This window comes from Neobacillus dielmonensis (assembly GCF_000612665.1).
Classification (GTDB): domain Bacteria; phylum Bacillota; class Bacilli; order Bacillales; family Cytobacillaceae; genus Neobacillus; species Neobacillus dielmonensis.
This window is the reverse complement of the sequence record NZ_HG942046.1, coordinates 119,342-142,425: the sequence shown is the minus strand read 5'-3', so window position 1 is coordinate 142,425 and position 23,084 is coordinate 119,342. Positions and strand designations below refer to the sequence as shown.

Sequence of the window (23,084 nt, the reverse complement as noted above, 5' to 3'; positions counted from 1 at the left end):
GTGCCGGAGAGCCTCTTCGGCCCCGTACTCCCCTCAGTACACTGAAATTCATCCTCGAATCCGCCGACGCACGAAGAAAATGCGATAGCACAAGGAAAGCAGCCATGAACTTTCTTCGCACAAAATTATGCGATAGCATAATTGAGGATTTTCGAGGATTCGAGCGCCTTCCGCTCCAATCAACAGAGTTAAAAAAAATCAACATTAGCGTTTATTTGAGCCTTTTCAAAATCTCTTACGTACCACATACCAGTTTTCCTAATTCGCAAACGTTTTCAAAAAATCCGAATTAAATTCTTTCAAGTTCCCCCTTTTTATGCTTCCTTTAGTGTTCAGGGATATTATATAAAAGACTAGCATTTTGTCCATTCAAAATTTTTAGCAAATTGTTTGGTTTTTATCGCTTTTACAATTCCTTTCTAAAGGATGACCGGGAATCAAAAAAAGCCAGCCAATTTGGCTGACTTTTTTTGTCAAATATTATTTAAGATTGATATTAGTGTATTACGTTCTTGCTCCGTCAACCCTACTAGAGGTAGTCTGACAGAGCCTACATCTAATCCCTTAATTTGTAAGGCGGTCTTAACAGGTGCAGGACTAGGGGCAGCAAATAACTCTTGGACTAATGGCAACAGCTGTTGGTGTAATTTTGCAGCCTCTTGAACTTTTCCTTCGAAAAATGAGCCAACCATTCTTTGTATTTCATTTCCAATTACATGAGATGCCACAGAAACTATTCCGGCACCCCCAATGGACAGAACCGGGATGGTCATGCTGTCATCTCCACTGTATAAATCGAAGTCTTCATCAGTACCTGCAATAATTTTTGTCATTGCATTTAAATCGCCACTTGCTTCCTTTACTGCAACAATATTTGGTATTTTGGATAAACGAATCACTGTTTCAGGAGATATGGTAACAACTGATCTACTGGGAATATTGTAGATCATAACTGGAAGCGTTGTTGCCTCCGCCACTGCTTGGAAATGCTGATATAAGCCTTCTTGATTTGGTTTGTTATAATAGGGAGCTACAACCATGATTCCATCGACTCCAAGCTGTTCCGCTTTCTTGGTCAACTCAATGGAAGCATAGGTATTGTTGCTGCCAGTACCTGCAATGACAGGAATTCTTTTATTAACCACCTTAACAACATGTGCAAACAAAGCCAGTTTTTCCTCTTTTGATAATGTTGGCGATTCACCAGTAGTACCTGCGATCACAAGTGATTCGCTCCCATTATCAATTAAATAATTAACTAGCTTTGTGGTTTTTGCAAAATCAATATGCCCCTTATGGTCAAAAGGGGTTACCATTGCCGTAGATACTCTCCCGAAATGAACCATTATCTTACTCCTCTCAAACCACTGGTTAGTAGCCTGCTAAATTGACTAATAAGCCTTTTTACCAGTTTATATATCGGAAAGATTATATTCCATGGTCTCTTCCTCTAATTGAAAGGCATCATGTAATGCATTAACCGATTTTACTAGATCATCCTGTTTAACTAATACCCAAATGGTTGTATGACTATCAGCCGATTGCAGGATTCGAATGCCTTGATCAGATAAGGCTGATACAATTTTGGAGGTTACCCCTGGTACACCTGCTATCCCTGCCCCTACAACGGATACTTTTGCACAATGCCTTTCGACAACCGGTTCATGGCCTAAATCCTGTAATACTTTTATGGCACGATCAGCCATTTCATCCGTCACCGTATATACGACACTATTAGGAGATATGTTGATAAAGTCTACGCTGATTTGTTCATTTGCCATTGCTTTAAACACTTCAGCCTGCAAATAATATTGCTCTTTTTTCGCAAATACTTTAATTTGTGTGACATTGGATACATGAGCGATTCCGGTAACTAGCCGTTCCCTAATATCACTACCGCGATTTTGCTTATTTAAGGAAGTAACCAATGTACCCGGTGTTTCCGAATAGGTTGAACGGATACGAATTGGCACCTTGGCCTGCATGGCAATTTCCACGGCTCTTGGATGAATGACTTTAGCTCCCTGATAAGCCATGTTACAAACCTCATTATAGGTTACGACAGATAGCGGCCGAGCATTTTCAACAATGCGCGGGTCTGCGGTCATAATGCCTTCTACATCGGTAAAGATATCAATCCACTCTGCGTTTAGAGCTGCTCCGAGCGCAGCTGCAGAGGTATCACTCCCGCCGCGGCCAATCGTTGTTACATCCCCATTTTTTGCGGCACCTTGGAAGCCGGCAACAACAATCACATCATGGTTTTCTAGTTCTCTTAACAAACGGTCGCATTTCATTTCGATAATTTTAGCATTCGTATGATCACTGTTTGTTCGGAATCCTGCTTGAGCACCAGTTAATGCAGCTGCGTGAATTCCGCTTTCCAAAAGCATATTCGTGAAAACCACACTAGAAATTACTTCGCCGCAGGACAGAAGCAAATCATGTTCCCGCTTTGATATCTTACTTAAATTACCGCCTACTAAAGAAAGAAGGGTATCAGTTGCGTAAGCATCTCCGCTCCTGCCCATCGCCGAAACCACCACTACCACTTTATAGCCTTCAGCGATTGCTTTTTCTATGTGGCGTTGTGCGTGTTTTCTGCTTTTTTCATCTCTCACAGATGTACCGCCAAATTTTTGTACAATGATCTTCATAGTGATCCCAAACCTGCCTTTATTGATGTTGCTTATTTTACTAAGCCTAATTTGACTAAACTTTCGGCAATTTGTACAGAATTCCAGGCTGCGCCCTTGAGGAGGTTATCGGATACTACCCACATATGAAAACCGCGGGCTTCATCTATGTCTTTCCGAATACGACCTACAAAAACCTCATTTTTTCCTACGCAATCAGCAGGCATTGGATAAACTTGATTTTCTGGATCATCCTGCAGCACGACACCAGGCGCATCCTTTAACAATGCTTTAATTTCATCCGCACTAACTCCGTCCGCCTCAATCTCAAAATACACAGATTCTGAATGCCCTACAGGGACTGGAAGCCGGACACAAGTAGCAGAAACCTGAAGCTCTGGTAAATGCATTATTTTCTTTGTCTCATTTATCATTTTCATTTCTTCGAATGTATAACCATTTTCTTGGAATTTATCAATTTGCGGAATAGCATTAAATGCAATTTGATAATGTTTTTTATCAGCTTTTACTGGAAGAAGCTTTGGCTCAAATGCTTCATCTGCTAAAACAGCCTTTGTTTCATCCATAAGTTCCTGGATGGCAGCAGCACCCGCTCCAGACACTGCTTGGTAAGTGGAAACGATCACTTTTTTCAAGCCATATTGTTTGCGAATTGGTTCTAAAGCTACCACCATTTGGATGGTAGAACAGTTAGGGTTGGCGATAATCCCATTATGAGTTTTCAAATCGTCTTCGTTTACTTCTGGGACAACTAACGGCTTATCAGCATCCATACGGAATGCACTTGTGTTGTCCACAACGATTGCTCCACGTTTAGCTGCCTCTGGGGCCAGTTCTTTAGAGACACTGCCGCCAGCACTGAATAGAGCAATATCAACCCCTTCAAAGCTTTCAGGTTTTGCCTCTTGAATAGTGATTTCCTCACCATTAACTGTTACTTTTTTGCCTGCTGAACGTGATGATGACAATAGTGTTAGCTTGCTTACAGGGAAGTTTTGCTTAACTAGTGTATTGATCATTTGTTGTCCAACTGCACCTGTTGCCCCTACAACAGCAACGTGAAATCCATTTTGCTGATTCATACTATGTTTCCCCTTCCTATACTAGCTGGTCACTTCTTCTCGATTTACTCCAGCGTTTCAATTATTGGTAACTCACCAGCGGGTCCTGCTCTCAAAAATGAACCCACTGATGAATGATTAATCTATTTTATCATATTCTATTAAAGAAATAACCATATTTATATAGGGAATTAAATTAGTCACCATCTTTATAACGTTCTACCAAAACAGGCTGGATCTGCCTTCCTTCTAGAGCTGCTTCCACGGTTTCAACCAACATGGTCATTCTAGCCACCATGGAGTTCGGCTTCTTAATTGGATCATCTTGGCCGTATGGTATAAAGAAAATATTTTTGGTAGCCATTAACCTCATTAAATTAACCCCATTTAGGCCAAGTGCATCGTTGGTCGATATCCCAAGTACCACTGGTTTTAAATTTCGCAAGGTTGCTTTTGCTGCCATTAATACGGGACTATCATTCATTGCATTGGCAAATTTACTCATAGATACGCCTGTTAGTGGCGCAATAACCATGCAATCGAGTGGGATTTTTGGTCCTAAGGGTTCGGCCTTAACGATTGAATCGATGACTTTATTGCCTGTTAAATCTTCGATCCGTTCTACCCAATCCTCCCCTTTGCCAAACCTAGTATCAGTATTTTTAACTGTGTGTGTCACTACTGGCACCACTTCTGCTCCGGCTTGCACAAGCTTCTCTATTTCTGGAAAAACAGCATCATACGTACAATGGGAGCCGGTTAAACCAAATCCAATTCTCTTACCTTGTAAACTCATTTTCCTTTCCCCTTTCGGTTCGTAAGGTCATCCTGGAGTAATTGCGAAAGAACATCCGCTAGAATTTGCCCAGCGGTTTTTGGGGCTACGATTCCTGGCAGACTGGGCGCTAGCAATGCTTTTATGCCTCGCTTTTCTGCGTAACGGAAATCGGTCCCTCCTGGTTTTGAGGCAATGTCAATAATCAAGGTATGGGGCGGCAGCTTTGAAATCACAGCAGCACTGACAATTTGATAGGGTATGGTATTAATTAAAATATCTGTGTCAGCCACTTCTTTGACAATATTGCTTAGATGAAACGGTGTGACACCCATTTCTGTAATTCTAGCAAGGTGTTCACTTTTTCTTGCTCCAACTTTGACTTTTGCACCAAGGGCATGAAATGCTCTGGCAGTGCTCATTCCACACCTTCCCAATCCTAACACGGTGATGTTCGACCCATGGATTGTGAAGTCAGTATGCTGAATCGCCATCATGATTGTGCCTTCAACGGTTGGAATGGAATTATAGATAGCAACATCATCCCTTGAAAATAGCTGAATTAAAGTTCGTTTAGATTGCTTTACTATTTCATTTAGATAGGAATTGCTTATTCCAGAATAAATCGTGCAATACTCAGGGGTTTTTGAAAGTATGTCTTCCGTCAAAACAACCTTCTCATTGGAAAAAATTGTTTCCACCTGTCCTTCTTGATTGGTGCCTGCAACTGGCAAAATAATCGCATCTATATTAGCAAAATCAACCTCATCTAACTTTTCCTTGACCGCTCCTGTAAAAGCATGGTCAAGCTGCTCAAAACCAATTAGCGATAAACGTGCATCTAATTCCGTTAATTTCCGGATAATTTCCAGTTGCCTGGCATCCCCGCCGATAATGGCTATCTGCATTCCTGTCAGCATGAAAGCATTCACCTTCTTTTATTAAAATCCTGCAGAAATTCGTATTGCTTTATCACTTCCACATCTTATGTAAGAACCAACCAAACTGTGAGTTTTCCTGCCTATGAAAATAAAAAAAGCCCAAGCAAAAGTTGTTTTGCTTGGGCTTTTATCACAAAAAGATGTTTCTATCCAATTTTCGCAAACTTTCCAGAGTTACCTATTATTCCTCTGGTACATCTATAATAATCATATCCGAGCCAATTTTTTTGATATGCTGCCAAGGAACCCTAATTTCTTCTCCTTGTTTTCGGAAACCAAACCATTTCAATGACGGTATTAACAAGGCCTGAATTTGTCCTGTTGACTCGTTAATCTCTAAATCGGTTTGACCGAGCACACCAAGACGTTCTGCCTTCTTTACATCCACTATTTCTTTACCGCTTAATTCACTTAGTCTCATTTTAAGTGGCTCCTCCTCTCCTTTTCTACTAGTGTATAGCGGGAAGTCCCACTTTAGACTAACGAAAAGGAAAGTGAACAATCGGTATAAGCTAATGAATTATAGCATTTATCTTAAATTTACAGGCAAATCCCCGTCCGGACTTACCAATGAAACTGAAAAATGATCATTAAACACTTTTCTTGCCATTTCGTCCACACCGGTTTTTGTAACCTGGTCAATTTCATCGATAATCTCATCTAATGTACGATGACGCTTTAAGAGAAGCTCATTCTTGCCATTTCGGCTCATGCGGCTATTAGTGCTTTCTAAGCTGAGCATGAGTCCTCCTTTGAGTTGCTCCTTGCTGTTGGTAAGTTCCTTCTCCGTAATGCCGTCTTGTTTCAATTTTTCCAGTGTTTCCTGAATGGTATCAAACAAGACATTAAGCTGCTTTGCGCCTGTTCCTCCATAAATCGTGACAATCCCGCTATCCTGATAAGCGGAATGATAAGAGAAAATGGAATAAGCTAATCCCCTTTGTTCCCGAACATCTTGAAATAATCTTGAGCTCATGCTGCCGCCCAATATATTATTCAAGGTGATCAAACTATAAACGTCCTCATGCCCCACTTTTAAGCCTTCGAAACCGATACATAAATGAGCCTGCTCGGTATCTTTCTTTTTAGACTTGCGATTCGCATGAAAAACGGGTGGATTTTCTATTGTTTCCTGGTTTCCTCCTTCATAGGACCCAAAATACTTTTCCACTTCATAAATAAAGGCTTCCGGTACATTCCCCGCTATGGAGATTACGACGTTTTCTGGGATATATCTTTGATGAATATAATCCTTAAGTGATTGACCAGTAAAGGTATTAAGTGTTTGCTCTGTGCCAAGAATCGGATATCCAAGCGGGTGGTTTCCATATACCGCCTGGCTTAGCAAATCATGAACAATGTCATCCGGAGTATCTTCGTACATTTTTATTTCTTCAAGAACTACATTTCTTTCCTTTGTTAATTCTTCATCTACAAAGGTGGAGTTGAAGAACATATCTGCTAATACATCCAAGGCAAATTTTGAATGTGTATCGAGAACCTTTGCATAATAGCAAGTATACTCTTTCGAGGTGAATGCATTCACCTGGCCACCAATGCTGTCAAAGGATTCAGCTATTTCTTTAGCCGATTTGGTGGTTGTTCCTTTGAAAAACATGTGTTCAAGGAAATGGGATACCCCGTTTGTTTCTGGATTTTCATTTCTAGAACCAGTTCCAATCCAGATTCCAATTGCAACGGACCGAACGCTAGGAATTTGTTCTAGAACAATTCTTACTCCATTTTGGCATGTGTGTTTATTTATCAATCGACTTCCTCCTGTCTATACAGCGGATGCTCGTATCCAATACTTAATTATACCTATAATGACTATTTTATCCAACTTTTAGATATCCTTTCCTCCTATTTCAAAATTCTTTCTTCATTCATTAGTTCTGAAACCGTTCCAATCTTTAAATTCTTTTTCTCAATCTCCGTAATTAACTGATCAAGGGCTTTAGCAGTGGATTCCGTAGGATGCATTAAAATCATCGATCCATTATCCACTTTGGTGATCACACGGTTTATAAGAGCGGCAGGAGTTGGCCTTTGCCAATCAATGGTATCTACTGTCCACAAAACGGTTTTCATGTTTAATTCGTTGGCAATCTTGACCGTTTCATCACGATAACTACCACTTGGCGGTCCAAACCATATACTTTTCTGCTCCGTTACTGCTTCAATAATGTCATTTGTTTTGGTAATTTGCTCTCTGGTTTGAGAAGCGGTTAACTTTGCCATATCAGGGTGGGAATACGAATGGTTTCCCACCTCATGTCCCGCACTAACAATCATTTTGGCAAGCTCGGGATTTTTTTTCACCCAATTCCCTTCAAGAAAAAAACTGGCCGATATATGATGCTCTTTTAATGTTTTAAGAATGTCCGGCAAAAATTCATTCCCCCACGCAACATTGATAATAAACGATACCATCGGTTTATCAGGATGGCCCCTGTAAATGGGTGAAGGAGGTAAATCTTCCAAATGTACTTTTGGTTTTACTTGTGTATATACAAGCCGATCCTTATCAAAAACACCATTTTTCCTCATATTCTTATAAGATGCTTCTATGTCTACCTTTAAACCGTTATATCCAGGCATCGCTTTCCATACCTGGTCAATTTTTGCGTCAGACGGTGGTTTTTCATATGTAGGTGCATTTTTAACAATACTTTGATAAAGTGAATCCGAACCATTAGCTACAGGCAGGGCGGATTCTGTTAATTCAGCCAGATAATGATTCACTATGGGATTATTTACAAAAACTAAAGCAGCCAAACCAACTATAAACAAAATAAGCACCTTTCTCATCATCCCGTTCCCCCCTCCATACAGAATATGTAATAGAAGGACAAGGTAGAACGAAATTAACAAAAGGGCAGCTTGATCCCTAAGTCCGCGAAGCGCCGGGAGCGATTTAAAACCAAATATAACTCGACCTAATCAAAAAAGTCAGGGGTCTCCTGACTTTTTTTGTGGATAACAGCAGGCACAAGCCCAATCCCGGTTATTGTTTTTCTTCTGCTTTCTCACGCTGCTCTTTTAATACAGCTTTTCTAGATAAGTTGACACGTCCTTGCTTATCGATTTCAGTAACTTTAACAAGTATTTCATCGCCAAGTTTAACCACATCTTCAACTTTACCTACACGTTCCTCAGCAAGTTCTGATATGTGAACTAATCCGTCTTTGCCGGCAAAAATCTCAACGAAAGCACCAAACTTTTCAATCCGTTTAACCTTACCAAGGTATAATTGTCCAACAACCACTTCTCGGACAAGATCCTCAATAATACTTTTTGCCTTTTGGTTCATCTCTGAATTTGCAGAGGCGATAAAGATGGTACCATCCTGTTCAATGTCAATTTTAACGCCAGTCTCTTCAATGATTTTATTGATTTGTTTACCGCTTGGTCCGATAACGTCACGAATTTTATCCGGATTAATGGTCATCGTTAGAATTTTTGGAGCAAATTGTGACAGTTCAGCACGTGGCTCCGAAATCGTAGACAGCATATGGTCTAAGATTTGCATTCTTCCTTTTTTGGCCTGTTGCAATGCTTCTTCTAAAATTTCTCTAGAGAGACCTTCAATCTTAATATCCATTTGCAGTGCGGTAACGCCTTTGGCCGTCCCAGCAACCTTAAAGTCCATGTCTCCTAAGTGGTCTTCCATTCCTTGTATATCGGTTAAGACTGTATAATGTTCACCCGACTTTACAAGACCCATAGCAATTCCTGCAACTGGTGCTTTAATTGGCACACCTGCATCCATCATAGCGAGTGTGCTGCCGCAGATACTTGCTTGCGAGGTTGAACCGTTTGATTCTAAAACTTCTGAAACAAGACGAATGGTATATGGGAAATCCTTTTCTGAAGGAATGACCGGTTCAAGGGCGCGTTCTCCCAATGCACCATGCCCAATTTCGCGGCGACCAGGCCCACGGATTGGTCCTGTTTCCCCCACACTAAAGGAAGGGAAGTTATAGTGGTGCATAAAACGTTTTTCTTCTTCAATTCCTAACCCATCAAGAATTTGAACGTCGCCCATGGCCCCAAGCGTACAAATACTTAAAGCTTGTGTCTGCCCTCTCGTGAATAGCCCTGATCCATGGGTACGAGGCAAAATTCCAACCTGAGAGGATAATGGACGTATTTCATCAATTTTCCGTCCATCCGGGCGGACTTTTTCAACAGTGATTAGGCGTCGCACTTCTCCTTTAACAATTTTGTCAAGGATTTGTTTAACTTGCTTCAAATCTTCATCTGTTGCCTCTTGTTCTTCATATTTACCCAACACGTATTTTTTTACTTCATTGATTGCATCTTCGCGGGCATGCTTCTCTTGTACCTGAATCGCTTTGACCATATCCGCTTCGCATAATTGTCTTACTTCAGCTTCTAACGCAGCATCGATTTCATACAGAGTTATCTGCATCTTTTCTTTACCGATTTCAGCAGCGATTTTTTCTTGAAAATCAATTAATCGCTTAATTTCTTCATGTCCATACATGATGGCTTCGAGCATGACCTCTTCAGGCACCTCATTGGCACCTGCTTCAACCATGTTAATGGCATCTTTGGTACCGGCAACTGTTAAATTAATATCGCTTTTTTCAGCTTGGTGTACTGTTGGATTGATGACAAATTGGTTGTCTACCCTTCCTACCACAACTCCAGCAATTGGCCCTTCAAACGGTATATCTGAAACACTAAGTGCTAAAGAAGAGCCCACCATAGCTGCCATTTCCGGTGAACAATCCTGATCGACACTCATGACCATGCTGATCACCTGTACATCGTTTCGGAATCCGTCGGCAAATAGCGGGCGAATTGGCCGGTCAATAAGGCGGCTAGCCAAAATGGCTTTTTCACTTGGGCGGCCTTCACGTTTGATAAAGCCACCAGGGATTTTACCAACAGCATATAACCGTTCCTCATAATTAACGGTTAAAGGAAAAAAGTCTAAATTCTTTGGCTCTTTAGAAGCCGTTGCTGTGCTTAATACAGCAGTATCTCCATATCGGACTAATACCGCGCCGTTTGCTTGTTTCGCAAGTTGTCCAATTTCGACTGTTAACTTACGTCCGGCCCAATCAATGGAGTACACGTGTTTCGTTTGTTCCATAATTTTACCCCTCTCAATCTAATCACTTGGGAGGATGATGCAAAAGTCAAATTACTGCCATCATCTTGCCAAATTACAAATAATATAATAAAGCGAAATCGCTTAAGTTTAAGGCATAAAGTATATCTATAGTATAGACAAAAAAGTCCGACTTAAAAATTATGTATATTGGAAATAATTTTATCCTTTTTACGGCTAATAAAAAAGCGGGAAAAATCCCGCTTCTGTAAACTAACGACGTAGGCCAAGCTTATTAATTAACACGCGGTAACGCTGTACATCTTTGTTACGTAGGTATGTTAAAAGATTACGACGTTTACCAACCATTTTCAAAAGACCGCGGCGTGAATGATGATCCTTTTTGTGAGTACGCAAGTGGTCGTTTAAGTTGTTGATTTGTTCAGTAAGGACAGCGATTTGAACTTCTGCAGATCCTGTGTCGTTCTCATGAGTTTTGTACTCATTAATAATTTCATTTTTACGTTCTTGAGTGATTGCCATCCATGTTCACCTCCTAAAATTACAATCCCCATTTACCGAGCAAGCGTCGGTGACTCGACTTGCCAAGCAAAGGTTATTTTTAATACGTATTTAAGAATACCGTGTTTTTTTTAAAAAAGCAAGTTTAAAACGTGAATATATTACAAGAAATATGTTTTTTTCATCATATATTAGAAAATTTGTCGCTTTTTTTGAAGTATTGAAGAGCTATTCGTTTATCCTGTTCAATTTGCTGTACGAGCTCTTCGATTCCTGAAAATTTCTTTTCTTCACGCTGGTAGCGATGCCACTCAACAATTACTTTCTCTCCATAGATATCCTGATGGAAATCAAATAGATGAACCTCAACCGAAAGCTTAACGGCCTCTTTATTAAACGTCGGTCTGTAGCCGACATTGCAAACACCGTTATACCAATGATTCTTTACTCTTAATCTGACAGAGTAGACACCAGTTGGCGGAATCATGTATTCACCTGATATATCAACATTAGCAGTAGGAAATCCGATTGTCCTGCCCCGTTTATCACCATGTACAACGATCCCGCAAGTAGTATAAAACCTACCAAGCAGCGGCGGAAGATCGGCTACATTTCCTTCCTTGATCAGCTTACGTATTCTGGTTGAACTAACCTTCTCATTCCCCTCTGTAAACTTTGGGACCACTGAGTAGGAAAACATTTCTCTGGAATGAAACGGCAAGGTCTCCATGGTTCCTTTTCCCATTCTTCCGTAGGTGAAATCAAAGCCAGCTGCAACATGTTTGACATTTAAGCCAATAATATATTGATCAACAAATTCTTGTGGAAGTAAATTAGCGAACTCCGGAGTAAAACGAACTATAAATAAATAATCAACTCCAAGGTCAGCTATTTTGTTGATTTTTTCCGCTAAAGGGGTAATCGACTGCACATGCTTGTCACTTTTCCCCAAGACCACGGAAGGATGCGGGTAAAAAGTCATAACAGCACTTTGCAGACCTTTTTCATCTGCTTGTTTTTTAGCTTCAGCAATCACTTGTTGATGACCACGATGGACACCGTCAAAATAGCCAAGGGCCATTGCCAGTGGCGGCAATTGGGTTACTCCCAGGTTTAATGGAAACTCAAGCTTTACTACTTCCAATTGAACTTCACCTTTTCTATCCGTACCTTTTTCTATTCGTTCCGTAACACCTTTAATGGTTTGAGCAAGTCTGGCTTACTAGGATGTTTAGTATAGATAGCCAACGCCCGTCCATCTGGAGTTTCTGCAACAATTGGTTCATTACAATTTAATAAGTGGTCTGGAATTTTTAATAGCGCACCATTTTTCACTTTCTCTGCTACTGTATCATTAATCATCATTTTCGGCAAATAAGAAAGTGCCATTTCTAATGGTCTTAGATAGTCGGATAATATTCCCTCTTCCATTAGATTTTCGATTTGCTCAAATGTCAAACAATCGTTAAGGGTAAACGAAGCCGACCTAATTCTGATCAGTGATGACATATGCGCAGGAAAACCTAAAGCTTCCCCAATCATGACGGCTAATGTCCGAATATATGTCCCTTTACTGCAGTTTACACGAAATTTAAATTGGATGATTTCTCCGGTAAATTCTGTTCGGTCATCGAGTAATTCATTTGAGTAAATGGTTACCCTTCTTGTTGGCCGTTCGACTTGAATCCCTTTACGGGCATATTCATAAAGCCGAACTCCCCCTACTTTAACAGCAGAATACATCGGTGGTGTTTGTTCAATTTCACCCGTTAACGACTTTAGAACGTTTAGTATCTCTTCACGGGTAATAGTTCGGTCTACTTGTTTTTTCTCCACTATTTCTCCTGAGGCATCTTCGGTTGTCGTAGAAAACCCAATAGTTACTTCACCCTCGTAGGCTTTTCCGGCATCTGTGATATATTCGGCAACTTTGGTGGCCTTCCCAATGCAAATTGGAAGGACACCAGTCACATCCGGATCTAGTGTCCCCGTATGCCCGATTTTCTTCATTCTTAGAATCTTTCTTAGCTTAAACACACAATCGTGACTAGTTAACCCGGCAGGTTTAAATAATGGTAAAATCCCTTCCAATTTTTATAAAAAACTCCTTTCCAATCCGAAAAAAATGGATAGACAAGCGTCTATCCATTCCTCCCTTTTTTACACGAGGTCCAATTCATTCTTAGGAGCTGCCTCGCCTCGTTAACAAAGCAAATTACTTTTCATCCTTCGATTCTGTCTGTTGTTCATCGAACTGAATTTGATGAAGCAATGTTTCAATCCTATTCCCATAATCAATCGACTCATCGAATTCAAAAATTATTTCTGGCGTTTTACGCAATCGGATTCGATGGCCAATTTCAGTTCGAATAAAGCCCTTTGCTTTTGCTAAGCCTTTTAGCGTATTCTCCTTTTGCTCATCGTCACCTAATACAGAAATATATACTTTTGCTTGTTGCAAGTCTCCTGTTACTTGAACATCCGTGACTGTTACAAAGCCGATGCGTGGATCCTTGATTTTTCGGCCAATGATGTCACTTAGTTCTTTTTTCATTTGTTCTCCAACACGATTTGCTCTAAGGCTCATCACATTCACCTCTTATTTAAAGCCATTCTATTTCGGTGATTGTCCTCTCTATCTCTGGAAACGAATCAATTAGCTTTAATGCGTTTTGCAATTCCTGTTCCACCCCAATTTTTGCTTGGGCTACGGCTACAATGGCTATTTTAGTCCGCTGCCATACATCGTGGAAGTCTACCTCAGAGGCTGAAACATTAAATTTCTGTTTCAGGCGAGTAAGAATTCGCTGCAAAACGGCTCGTTTCTCTTTCAAGGAGTGGGCATCGTAGATGATGCATTCACAAACGGCGGCACCGATTATCATTTCCGTTCAATTTCCTCCATTACGAACGCTTCAATCACGTCGCCTTCCTTGATATCATTAAAGTTCTTAATGGTAATACCACATTCATAACCATGTGATACTTCTTTCGCATCATCTTTAAAACGTTTTAATGCGTCAATTTCACCTTCAAAGATGACAATTCCGTCCCGGATAACACGAATACCACTATCACGAGTAAGTTTTCCATCGGTTACATAAGAACCTGCAATTGTACCAACCTTAGATACTTTAAAGGTTTGTCGGACCTCAGCCTGACCAATGATTTTTTCTTGGAATTCAGGATCAAGCATACCCTTCATTGCTGCTTCCATTTCTTCAATTACTTTATAGATGATTCGGTGCAAACGAACATCTACCTTCTCAGACTCAGCAGCACGTTTAGCGTTAGCATCTGGGCGAACATTAAATCCAATCACAATGGCATTGGAAGCAGAGGCAAGGGTAATATCCGATTCGTTAATAGCTCCAGTACCGCTATGGATAATTTTAATTACGACGCCCTCAACATCAATCTTTAATAAAGAAGCAGCCAATGCTTCTGCAGAACCTTGAACATCTGCTTTAATAATGATGTTGAGGTCCTTCATTTCGCCTTGTTTTAATTGCTCAAATAAGTTATCTAAACTAACTTTGGTTTTCTCACCACGTTGGGCTGCAAGAGCCTGCTGTGCACGCACTTCGCCAACATGGCGGGCCGTTTTTTCATCGTCAAACACTACGAATCGGTCTCCGGCCTGCGGCACTTCATTCAGTCCTGTAATTTCAACTGGAGTTGATGGGCCAGCATCCTTTACTCTTCGTCCTAAATCGTTGACCATCGCTCTGACCCGTCCATGTGTATTACCCACTACGATTGGATCACCGATTTTTAATGTACCATTTTGGACAAGCAAAGTCGCTATCGAACCACGGCCCTTATCCAATCTTGCTTCAATAACTGTTCCAACAGCATTGCGATTCGGATTTGCCTTATATTCTTCGACTTCGCTTACTAAAAGAATCATTTCCAGCAAATTATCGATTCCTTCACCGGTTTTAGCGGATAACGGAACAAAAATAGTGTCTCCGCCCCATGCTTCTGCAACTAATCCATGCTCGGTAAGCTCTTGCATTACACGGTCAGCATTGGCATCCGGCTTATCCATTTTATTCACTGCGACAATAATTGGCACTTCGGCCGCTTTCGCGTGGTTGATTGCTTCAACAGTTTGCGGCATAACGCCGTCATCTGCTGCAACAACTAGTATGGTAATATCTGTTATTTGCGCTCCGCGGGCACGCATGGTTGTAAAAGCAGCGTGTCCAGGTGTATCTAAGAACGTAATTTTTTTGCCATTTTCAATTACCTGGTAAGCACCAATATGCTGGGTAATCCCTCCTGCTTCACCCTCGGTAACCTTTGTATTACGGATGGAGTCAAGCAGGGTGGTTTTACCATGGTCAACGTGGCCCATGATTGTGACAACAGCTGGGCGTTCAACTAGGCTCTCAGGAGCATCTTCTGTAAAGTAAACTTCTAAATCAGTTGTATCGACCTTAATTTCTTCTTCTACTTCTACTCCATACTCGCTGGCAATCAGTTCAATTGCGTCTTTATCCAATGCCTGATTGATGGTTGCCATAACCCCAAGCAAGAACAACTTCTTGATAATCTCTGAAGGCTCTCGATGGAGCTTCTTACCTAGTTCAGCAACTGTCAGCGACTCGCTAAAAGTAATTTTAGAAGGAAGTTCCTTTTCCTTTTTCTTTTGCGGTGCTGCTTGCTGCTGGACAGGCGGTTGGTTTTTCCGCCTATTATTATTATGATTCCGATTTTGATGTTGATTATGATTAGGCTTATTTTTTCCTTTACCTGGTTGAAAGGCTTTATTTTCTTTCGACTGGTATTCCTGATCGTGCTTTTTGCCTTCTTTTGTTTTTGGCGGTGCTGCAACCTTTACTTTTGATGGAACTGCTAACTTATCATCATCTTCCTCAAAAGCCTTAGGATTAGTTTTTGGTTGGACTGCCGGTTTTTTGGACATGTTTTGCCCTGTAGGACGTGGATTATTGGATCGTTTTGGCTGTGAAGCATTTCCTTGTATTTGCTGTGAGGAGTTGCTTTCTTTTTTAGCGTAGACTGAATCCAGCTTTTTAATGTCTCCAGCTTCTAAAGTTGCCATATGGTTTGAAACCTCTACATCCATTTCTTTTAACTTCGTGATAATTTCCTTACTGGAAAGGTTGTGTTTTTTTGCATACTCATAAACACGCATTTTACTCATTCATTTCACCCCCGCAAGATTTAATCGAGCAACGTTACCAGTTTTTTGGCAAATCCATCATCTAAAACAGCTACAACAACGCGGGCTTCTTTGCCAATTGCCTGGCCAAGAAGATAACGATTTTCTACTAATTTTATTGGAACAGAATACGAATTACATTTATCTGTAATTTTTTTTGTCGTATTTTGAGATGCATCTGCAGATAATAAAACGAGTTTAGCATTCCCACTGCGAATTTGCTTCACAGTTAACTCTTCACCTGATATGATTTTCCGTGCTCGATTGGCCAACCCTAAAAAAGACATCCATTGATTTTGTCTCATTTGGCAGACCCGTTCTCCTTTTCAATCAGTTTAAGAAGTTCATCATAAAGAGTTTCATCTATTGACACTTCTAAATGATTGGATAGGATATTTTTTTTCTTTGCCAGCAGGACTGCCTCCTTATCTTTGGATAAGTAAGCTCCTCTGCCGGATTTTTTCCCTGTTAAATCGATAGATACTTCGCCTTCTTTTGAGCGAACAATGCGAACGAGTTCTTTTTTCGGTTTCATTTCACCGGTTGCCACACATTTGCGCATCGGAACTTTTCTTTTCGTGTTCACGATTATTCACCCCAAACTTATTCTAGCTCTTCGTCATAATCAAAATCTGGCTCAACAGGTTCATCAAACAACCTAATTGTTTCCTCACGAGGATAGATTCCCTTTTCACGAGCTTCTGATTCAGATTTAATATCTATTTTCCAACCAGTTAATTTCGCGGCCAGCCGGGCATTTTGTCCACGTTTGCCGATAGCAAGAGATAATTGATAATCCGGCACCACGACTGTGGTTGCTTTCTCCGCTTCACTAACCATTACGTCAAGAACTTTAGACGGACTAAGTGCATTTGCAACGAAAACAACTGGGTCATCAGACCATTTTACAATATCAATTTTTTCACCTTTTAATTCATTTACGACAGCCTGTACTCTTGCGCCTTTTGGCCCAACACAAGCTCCGACTGGGTCCACTTCTGGATTATCAGAGTGGACTGATATTTTCGAGCGGTCTCCAGCTTCACGAGCAACCGATTTAATTTCAACTGTGCCATCGTATATTTCCGGCACTTCAATCTCAAACAGGCGTTTCAAGAGACCGGGATGTGTACGGGATACAAAAATTTGCGGTCCCTTCGTTGTTTTTTCCACTTTCGTGATAAACACCTTAATGCGATCATGCGGCTTGTATCGTTCATTTGGCATTTGTTCATTCACCGGCAATAACGCCTCAATTTTCCCAAGGCTTACATAAATAAACTTGGAGTCAAGCCTTTGTACAATGCCAGTCATTATATCTTCTTCACGATCAATAAATTCGGAATAGATAATCCCTCTCTCAGCTTCCCTAACACGTTGGGTAACCACTTGTTTGGCGGTTTGGGCTGCGATTCTACCAAAATCTTTTGGAGTCACTTCCATCTCGACAACATCTTCTACTTGATAGTTGGGATTAAGTCTTCTTGCATCCTCAATAGATATTTCCAGACGAGGATCAAAAACTTCATCTACTACTTCTTTACGCGCAAACACACGCATCGTTCCTGTTTGTAAATTAAGGTCAATTCTTACGTTTTGTGCCTGATTGAAATTGCGGCGGTATGCCGAAATAAGTGCAGCTTCAATCGCATCAGTTAACACGTCTCTGGAAATGCCTTTTTCTTTTTCCAGTATTGTAAGAGCATCTAATAATTCGCTGCTCATTTGTTTGTATCCCCCTATCCTTATATTTTATTTTTCAACTTTGAGATTTTTCATGTTCCAGCGCCCTAGTGGCTATTGTTCTTCGCTTTTCTATGAAAAAGTAACAGCCAGGCGTGCATTAGCCATTTTTTCAACAGGTATTTCAATCGTTTTCTTCCGGGTCTTAATTTTGACTTCCACTTTTACAATCTGTCCGTCATATTCAAGTAAGGTCCCTTCAAACGTTTTCTCCCCATTTATAGGCTCATATGTTTTGATAAAGACATTTTTCCCAATTGCTTTAAGAAAATCTTTTTCTTTTTTTAATGGACGCTCTGCTCCAGGTGATGATACTTCAAGAAAATAGTTATGAGGAATAGGATCGACCTCATCAAGCTTTTCGCTTAGCCGTTCGCTGACAAGACCACAATCTTCAATATCTACTCCTGTTTCTTTATCGATATATACGCGAAGAAACCAGCTTTTTCCTTCCTTCACATACTCAATATCCACTAATTCCAAGTTAAGTTCTTGAAAAATTGGTGCAGCCAGCTCTTCTACCACTTCTGTAATTTTGCTCATGTTAGACCTCCTTTTCCACCCATATTCTATGTAGTTATTTCAAATGCCATTAAAAATGAATGAAGAAAACCACTTAAACAACACGAAAGAGTGGGAGGGTCCCCACTCTTGTTCACGAGAGTATTTCTTAGTATTTCCAATAAAACTATAACATAATCAACAGGTACTTGCAAATGTTATCCCTGTAACAAGGTGTTAACACTCCCTAGAACAGAGAAAGCTGATTTTGTTCCGGCAGGGATTCCAGACAGCCTTGATTGTCCAAATATTCCAGGATGGTTTTAGACACTTTTCCACGCTGCTGCAAATCTTCCTTAGAAAGGAACTCGCCATCCTCTCTAGCTCTCACTATGTTAACTGCAGCGTTCGTTCCAAGACCCGGAATGGAATTAAATGGCGGAATCAACGTGTTTCCATCAATAATAAATTCCGCTGCTGCTGATTTGTATAAGTCATAATTTTGGAAGGTGTAACCTCTTTCCGTCATTTCCAAGGCAAGTTCGAGTACGGTTAATAAGCTTTTTTCCTTATTAGACGCATCTAGCCCTTTTGCATTAATTTCCTCGATTTTAGCCCGAATCGCTTCCGGGCCTTTAGTCATCGTTTCAAGATCAAAGTCTTCAGCACGGACAGTGAAATAAGCTGCATAATATAATAATGGTAAATGGACCTTAAAATAAGCAATTCTTACGGCCATTAGTACATATGCTGCGGCGTGGGCTTTAGGGAACATATATTTAATCTTTTTGCATGAATCAATATACCATTCTGGCACTTCGTTCCGTCGCATTTCCGCTTCCATTTCATCCGTTAACCCTTTTCCTTTACGGACTGACTCCATAATTTTAAAAGCAAAAGAAGGTTCTAGACCTTGATAAATTAAATACACCATAATGTCGTCACGGCATCCAATTACTTCACTCAAGTTACAAGTCTGGTTTTGAATCAATTCTTGAGCATTTCCCAGCCAAACATCTGTACCATGTGATAATCCGGATATTTGCACGAGCTCAGAAAAAGTGGTCGGTTTTGTATCCTCCAGCATCTGCCGGACAAACCTTGTTCCGAACTCAGGAATACCTAATGTTCCTGTTTTGCACATGATTTGTTGTTCTGTTACTCCAAGTGATTCGGTACTGCTGAAAATCTTCATGACTTCAGGGTCATCCGTTGGTATGGTTTTCGGGTCGATTCCACTCAAATCCTGAAGCATCCTAATAACAGTCGGATCATCGTGTCCCAGAATATCCAGTTTAAGCACGTTATCATGGATAGAATGGAAGTCGAAATGGGTTGTCCGCCATTCAGAGTTTCGATCATCTGCCGGGAATTGAATGGGGCTAAAATCAAATACATCCATATAATCGGGAATAACAATGATGCCTCCAGGGTGCTGGCCGGTCGTTCTTTTTACGCCTGTACAGCCTGAAGCAAGTCTTTCCACTTCAGCATTACGGATTTGCAGATTGTTTTCCTGTTGATAGGCCCTTACATATCCAAATGCTGTCTTATCCGCAACTGTGCCGATTGTTCCTGCCCGATACACATTATCCTCACCGAACAACACCTTTGTATAGTTATGTGCCCTTGGCTGATATTCCCCTGAAAAGTTCAAGTCAATATCCGGAACCTTATCCCCTTTAAAGCCAAGGAACGTTTCAAATGGGATATCGTGCCCATCCTTTTTATAGACGGAACCACATTGTGGACAGTTTTTGTCCGGCAGGTCAAATCCCGAACCGACAGAACCGTCATTAAAGAATTCAGAATGCTTGCAATTCGGACAGATATAATGTGGCGGAAGCGGATTGACCTCTGTAATTTCCGACATGGTTGCCACTAATGAGGAACCGACAGATCCCCTTGATCCAACTAGATAACCGTCATTAAGCGATTTTTTTACAAGCTTGTGAGCAATCAAATAGATAACGGCAAATCCGTGGCCGATGATACTTTTTAATTCCTTTTCGAGCCGGGCTTCGACAATTTCCGGCAGCGGGTCGCCGTATATTTGGTGGGCCATTACATAGCTCATCCGGCGCATTTCCTCCTCGGCCCCTTCAATTTTTGGGGTGTACAGGTCATCTTTAACCGGTTTAATTTCATCAATCATATCTGCAATTTTATTGGTATTGGTTACAACAATCTCTTTTGCCTTTTCACTTCCTAGAAAAGCAAAAGCATCCAGCATTTCATTTGTCGTTCTAAAGTGAACGTCAGGCAGTTTATGGCGATTTAATGGATTGGCCCCGCCTTGTGAATTGATGAGAATTTGCCGATAAATTTTATCATTCTCATTTAAATAATGGACATTTCCAGTTGCTACGACTGGTATTCCCAATTTATCACCTAAGGTTACTATGTTGCTTATGATCTTTTCCAAAGATTTTTGATCACGTACCAATTCCATTTCTAATAATGGCGCATATACTTCCTTTGGCATGACTTCTAGATAGTCATAAAAACGGGCGGCTTCCTCCACTTCCTCAGGAGATTTTTGCATCATACCCTCAAATACTTCTCCCTTATCACACGCGGAGCCAACCAAAATACCTTCCCTGTATTTTTGCAAAACAGATCTTGGAATACGTGGTACACGGTAAAAATACTCAAGATGGGCAATCGATATAATTTTAAACAGGTTCTTTAATCCTGCCTCTGTTTGAGCAAGCAATGTACAATGATATGGCCTAGCCCTTTGGTAGGCATTTCCTTGTCCCATATGTTCATTGAATTGATCATGATATTCAATGTTCTTTTCGGTAGCATCCTTTAGCATTTTCAATAGCAGGTATCCTGTTGCCTCGGCATCGTAAATGGCGCGGTGATGCTGGGTTAATTCAATATCAAACTTTTTCGCCAATGTATTTAAACGGTGGTTCTTCATTTCCGGATAAAGGAAACGGCCTAATTCAAGCGTATCGATGACTGGATTTTTAGCTTTCTCTAGTCCCATATTTTTGTAACCCACATTTAGAAATCCCATATCGAACGACGCATTATGGGCAACTAAAACGGCATCTCCGACCCAATCATGAAACCTTTGCAGGACTTCTGGTACATCCGGGGCATTTTGGACCATATCATCCGTAATGCCAGTTAAATTGATAGTGGTCGCGCTAAGCCGATGATGTGGATTGGCAAATGATTCAAAGCGGTCAATAATTTCTCCGCCTTTTAACTTAACAGCAGCAAGCTCGATAATGGTATCAAATACGGCTGAGAGTCCAGTAGTTTCTACGTCAAAGACAACAAATGTGTCATCAGCCAACAATCTATGGGCATCGTTATAGGCAATTGGAACACCATCATCTACTAAATTAGCTTCTACTCCATATAGGATTTTAACACCATTTTTCTTCCCGGAACTAAATGCTTCTGGGAACGATTGAGCTACTGCATGATCGGTAATCGCGATGGCTTTATGGCCCCATTTCGCTGCTTGGGCTACCAATGTACTAACCGGCGTAACAGCATCCATTTGGCTCATTGGTGAATGAAGGTGCAATTCAACACGCTTCTCATCCTCAGGTGCTGTATCTTTGCGTCCAATTGGCTTGAACTCATTGATATCATTTGCAATCATGACTAGATCACGAACAAATGTGTCGTTTTGGATACTTCCCCTAACTTTAACCCACATGCCTTTTTTTACGCGGGCAAATTGGGCAGCATCTTCTTTATCACGAGAAAACATTTTAACTATGATGGAGCTAGTGTAGTCCGTCATTTTAAAGGTCAAAAGTGAACGGCCACTTCTTAATTCGCGTATTTCTGCGTCAAAGATATACCCCTCTGCGACAATCCGACGTTCTTCATCAACGATCTCAATTAAACTTCTCATCTCACTATCATCTTTAATCGTAAGCCCAATGGAAAGCGGACCCTCTGGTGCATTTGAACCGGATGAGTCTTTCTCAGCATCTTTCTTTTGCATCTCAACCATCGCTAATAAGGCACGTTCAGAATCTTCCTTTTGCTTGGCTTCTAAGAACTTTTGGTATTCCTCATTTGTTTCATCACTTCTTAATTCCGTTTCAAATGAAACAGGAGGGAAACCGAAGGATTGATAGATATCGCTTATCACATTCCCATATTTTCGTTTTAAGGTGAGCCCTTCTGCATCATTGTGAACGGAAATGGTTAGCTTACTTCCACTGATTTGCGGCAATTGTTCGCTGAGTAATTTTAATAGAGGTGGTGCAATTCCTTCGATATGCTGGATGCAGTAATTCCAGTAATCCATAACTAATTGCGGTGTAATGGTTTTATCCAAAACATTTATTTGGTATGAAACTTTTGCAATTTCAGCAAAAGTTTTCTCCAGTCTCGTAGTAAATTGCATATAAACCTGATATGGAAGGATTTTTTCAAATAAAAATTGAAAGTGCCATTTCCTGGCCTTTTTTTCAACTAATAGTCTTTCAATTTGTGCATTATTAAAGTGGATCATCACAGCATCCTCTGTTAATTGAAGCTGCTGGAGCAAGAGTAAGAATCGCTCTTTATTCCCTAAGGATAGACCGCTCAACGTTCTCTCTCCCATCTATTTCTGTATCTCTATTGTTTCT

20 protein-coding genes are annotated in these 23,084 nt (G+C 40.7%); all 20 read right to left on the bottom strand.

Features of this window, described 5'->3' with window-relative positions; all coding sequences use genetic code 11:
* Nucleotides 1-473 precede the first annotated feature (473 nt).
* Nucleotides 474-1,346: a 4-hydroxy-tetrahydrodipicolinate synthase gene (dapA, locus tag BN2425_RS06370; protein WP_042456446.1), complete on the bottom strand. Its 873-nt coding sequence runs from the start codon at nucleotides 1,344-1,346 to the stop codon at nucleotides 474-476.
* A 66-nt stretch (nucleotides 1,347-1,412) separates the two neighbouring features.
* Nucleotides 1,413-2,657 (bottom strand): aspartate kinase, encoded by a 1,245-nt coding sequence (gene dapG, locus BN2425_RS06365; RefSeq protein WP_042456442.1) that lies wholly within the window; start codon nucleotides 2,655-2,657, stop codon nucleotides 1,413-1,415.
* Between the two features lie 32 nt (nucleotides 2,658-2,689).
* Nucleotides 2,690-3,739, bottom strand: a complete 1,050-nt coding sequence (asd, locus tag BN2425_RS06360) for an aspartate-semialdehyde dehydrogenase (RefSeq protein ID WP_042456438.1) — start codon at nucleotides 3,737-3,739, stop codon at nucleotides 2,690-2,692.
* A 175-nt stretch (nucleotides 3,740-3,914) separates the two neighbouring features.
* Nucleotides 3,915-4,514, bottom strand: a complete 600-nt coding sequence (dpaB, locus tag BN2425_RS06355) for a dipicolinate synthase subunit B (protein WP_042456435.1) — start codon at nucleotides 4,512-4,514, stop codon at nucleotides 3,915-3,917.
* Nucleotides 4,511-5,413, bottom strand: coding sequence for a dipicolinic acid synthetase subunit A (gene dpaA / locus BN2425_RS06350; protein WP_042456432.1), 903 nt, complete (start codon nucleotides 5,411-5,413; stop codon nucleotides 4,511-4,513). The genes dpaB and dpaA overlap by 4 nt, the downstream gene beginning before the upstream one ends.
* A 202-nt stretch (nucleotides 5,414-5,615) precedes the next feature.
* Nucleotides 5,616-5,855 (bottom strand): YlmC/YmxH family sporulation protein, encoded by a 240-nt coding sequence (locus tag BN2425_RS06345; protein ID WP_042456429.1) that lies wholly within the window; start codon nucleotides 5,853-5,855, stop codon nucleotides 5,616-5,618.
* Nucleotides 5,856-5,963: 108 nt separating this feature from the next.
* Nucleotides 5,964-7,202, bottom strand: a complete 1,239-nt coding sequence (locus tag BN2425_RS06340; protein WP_042456426.1) for a M16 family metallopeptidase — start codon at nucleotides 7,200-7,202, stop codon at nucleotides 5,964-5,966.
* A gap of 95 nt (nucleotides 7,203-7,297) precedes the next feature.
* Entirely contained in the window at nucleotides 7,298-8,245 is a 948-nt protein-coding gene (locus BN2425_RS06335) for a polysaccharide deacetylase family protein (RefSeq protein ID WP_042456561.1), read from the bottom strand.
* Nucleotides 8,246-8,441: 196 nt separating this feature from the next.
* Nucleotides 8,442-10,559 (bottom strand): polyribonucleotide nucleotidyltransferase, encoded by a 2,118-nt coding sequence (gene pnp, locus BN2425_RS06330; RefSeq protein ID WP_042456423.1) that lies wholly within the window; start codon nucleotides 10,557-10,559, stop codon nucleotides 8,442-8,444.
* 231 nt (nucleotides 10,560-10,790) lie between these two features.
* Nucleotides 10,791-11,060: a 30S ribosomal protein S15 gene (rpsO, locus tag BN2425_RS06325; protein WP_042456420.1), complete on the bottom strand. Its 270-nt coding sequence runs from the start codon at nucleotides 11,058-11,060 to the stop codon at nucleotides 10,791-10,793.
* 163 nt (nucleotides 11,061-11,223) lie between these two features.
* Complete coding sequence (gene ribF, locus BN2425_RS06320) at nucleotides 11,224-12,183, bottom strand: bifunctional riboflavin kinase/FAD synthetase (RefSeq protein WP_042456418.1); 960 nt, start codon at nucleotides 12,181-12,183, stop codon at nucleotides 11,224-11,226.
* A 32-nt stretch (nucleotides 12,184-12,215) separates the two neighbouring features.
* Nucleotides 12,216-13,130, bottom strand: coding sequence for a tRNA pseudouridine(55) synthase TruB (gene truB / locus BN2425_RS06315; protein ID WP_042456415.1), 915 nt, complete (start codon nucleotides 13,128-13,130; stop codon nucleotides 12,216-12,218).
* A 124-nt stretch (nucleotides 13,131-13,254) separates the two neighbouring features.
* Complete coding sequence (gene rbfA, locus BN2425_RS06310) at nucleotides 13,255-13,626, bottom strand: 30S ribosome-binding factor RbfA (protein WP_042456412.1); 372 nt, start codon at nucleotides 13,624-13,626, stop codon at nucleotides 13,255-13,257.
* A 16-nt stretch (nucleotides 13,627-13,642) separates the two neighbouring features.
* Nucleotides 13,643-13,924 carry a DUF503 domain-containing protein gene (locus BN2425_RS06305; protein ID WP_042456410.1) on the bottom strand — a complete coding sequence of 94 codons (282 nt, stop codon included), beginning with the start codon at nucleotides 13,922-13,924 and terminating at the stop codon, nucleotides 13,643-13,645.
* Nucleotides 13,921-16,209, bottom strand: a complete 2,289-nt coding sequence (gene infB, locus BN2425_RS06300; protein ID WP_042456407.1) for a translation initiation factor IF-2 — start codon at nucleotides 16,207-16,209, stop codon at nucleotides 13,921-13,923. The genes BN2425_RS06305 and infB overlap by 4 nt, the downstream gene beginning before the upstream one ends.
* 20 nt (nucleotides 16,210-16,229) lie before the next feature.
* Entirely contained in the window at nucleotides 16,230-16,532 is a 303-nt protein-coding gene (locus BN2425_RS06295) for a YlxQ family RNA-binding protein (RefSeq protein ID WP_042456404.1), read from the bottom strand.
* A complete protein-coding gene (gene rnpM / locus BN2425_RS06290) occupies nucleotides 16,529-16,813 on the bottom strand; it encodes an RNase P modulator RnpM (RefSeq protein WP_042456400.1) in 285 nt (94 codons plus the stop codon). The genes BN2425_RS06295 and rnpM overlap by 4 nt, the downstream gene beginning before the upstream one ends.
* A 17-nt stretch (nucleotides 16,814-16,830) precedes the next feature.
* On the bottom strand, nucleotides 16,831-17,952 hold the full coding sequence (gene nusA / locus BN2425_RS06285; protein ID WP_042456397.1) for a transcription termination factor NusA: 1,122 nt from the start codon (nucleotides 17,950-17,952) through the stop codon (nucleotides 16,831-16,833).
* Between the two features lie 90 nt (nucleotides 17,953-18,042).
* Nucleotides 18,043-18,513 (bottom strand): ribosome maturation factor RimP, encoded by a 471-nt coding sequence (rimP, locus tag BN2425_RS06280; RefSeq protein ID WP_042456394.1) that lies wholly within the window; start codon nucleotides 18,511-18,513, stop codon nucleotides 18,043-18,045.
* Nucleotides 18,514-18,718: 205 nt separating this feature from the next.
* Nucleotides 18,719-23,059: a PolC-type DNA polymerase III gene (locus BN2425_RS06275; RefSeq protein WP_042456390.1), complete on the bottom strand. Its 4,341-nt coding sequence runs from the start codon at nucleotides 23,057-23,059 to the stop codon at nucleotides 18,719-18,721.
* Nucleotides 23,060-23,084 lie beyond the last annotated feature (25 nt).